This window comes from Ilumatobacter nonamiensis YM16-303, from assembly GCF_000350145.1.
Classification (GTDB): domain Bacteria; phylum Actinomycetota; class Acidimicrobiia; order Acidimicrobiales; family Ilumatobacteraceae; genus Ilumatobacter_A; species Ilumatobacter_A nonamiensis.
The window spans coordinates 1-1,330 of the sequence record NZ_BAOL01000110.1 but is presented as its reverse complement, the minus strand read 5'-3'; the positions used below and the strand labels follow the sequence as shown (position 1 = coordinate 1,330).

At 65.6% G+C, this 1,330-nt stretch carries 1 protein-coding gene; it reads right to left on the bottom strand.

Going from position 1 to position 1,330, the window contains the following annotated elements; translation table 11 throughout:
• Nucleotides 1-53 precede the first annotated feature (53 nt).
• Nucleotides 54-1,271 carry a flavodoxin-dependent (E)-4-hydroxy-3-methylbut-2-enyl-diphosphate synthase gene (gene ispG / locus ON45_RS11740; protein WP_040494089.1) on the bottom strand — a complete coding sequence of 406 codons (1,218 nt, stop codon included), beginning with the start codon at nt 1,269-1,271 and terminating at the stop codon, nt 54-56.
• Between the last annotated feature and the right edge of the window lie 59 nt (nt 1,272-1,330).

Genomic DNA, 1,330 nt, shown 5'->3' with positions numbered 1-1,330 from the left:
AGCGTGTGCCATCGGGTGTCAGACACCGGATGGCCTGACACCGGATGGCACGGTCATTTCTGGCGGATCTGGACGATCTTCTCTTCGGCGTGGTTGGCGTCGTCGCCCTGCTCTTCGAGCAGCTTCGCCCGGTCCTTCTCGGCTTCGCGGCGGGCCTTGTCGAGGTCGGCCCGTTCGAGGGCGGCGTCGATGCCGTTCGCGTCGATGAACTCGGCCCACTCGACGAGCTGACCGACCATCTCGTCCTCGGGAACCACCGCGACGTTCTGTCCCTTGATGAAGAGGTGGCCGCGCTTGTTGCCGGCGGCGATTCCGATGTCGGCGTCACGCGCCTCTCCCGGACCGTTGACCACGCAGCCCATGACCGCCACCTGGAGTGGGATCTCGCGTTCGCCGAACGCTTCCATCGCGTCGTTGGCCACCTTGATCACGTCGACCTCGGCGCGGCCGCACGAGGGGCAGGCGATGAGGTCGACGTTCTTGCGCTCACGCAGCCCCAGGGCTTCGAGCAACTGGCGACCGGCCTTCGCCTCCTCGACCGGATCGGCCGTGAGCGAGTAGCGGATCGTGTCACCGATCCCTTCCATCAGGAGGGTGGCGATCCCGGCGGTCGCCTTGATCAGACCGGCCGGAGGTGGTCCGGCCTCGGTGACCCCCAGGTGCAACGGATGATCGGTCACCTCGCTCAACGCGCGATACGACTCGACCATCAGTGGAACCGATGACGCCTTCACCGAGATCTTGATCAGATCGAACCCGACCTCGTCGAAGTACTGCATCTCGGTCTGCGCCGACTCGACCATCGCCTCGGGCGTCGCTCCCCCGTACTTCTCGTAGAGCTTCGGATCGAGCGAGCCGGCGTTCACTCCGATCCGGATCGGCAGGTTCCGATCCTTCGCCTCCCGAGCGACCGTCTTGATGTGCTCGGGCTTGCGGATGTTGCCGGGATTGAGCCGGAGCCCGTCGACACCTGCTTCCATCGCCGCCATCGCCATCTTGTACTGGTGATGGATGTCGGCGATGATCGGCACGGGCGAGCGCGGCACGATCCGGGCGAGACCCTCGGCGGCCTCGATCTCGTTGCAGGTACAGCGCACGATGTCGGCGCCCGCTGCCGCGAGTGCGTAGATCTGCTGGAGCGTCCCCTCGACGTCGGCCGTCTTGGTGATCGTCATCGACTGCACCGTGATCGGCGCATCGCCCCCGACCGCCACGTCCCCCACCGTGATCTGCCGGGTCTGGCGACGTGACGCTGCAGCGGTGACTTCCATGGGTCCTAGTCAACCATCATCTCAGCGTTACGTAACGGGTCAGACCCGTCGTGTAACGC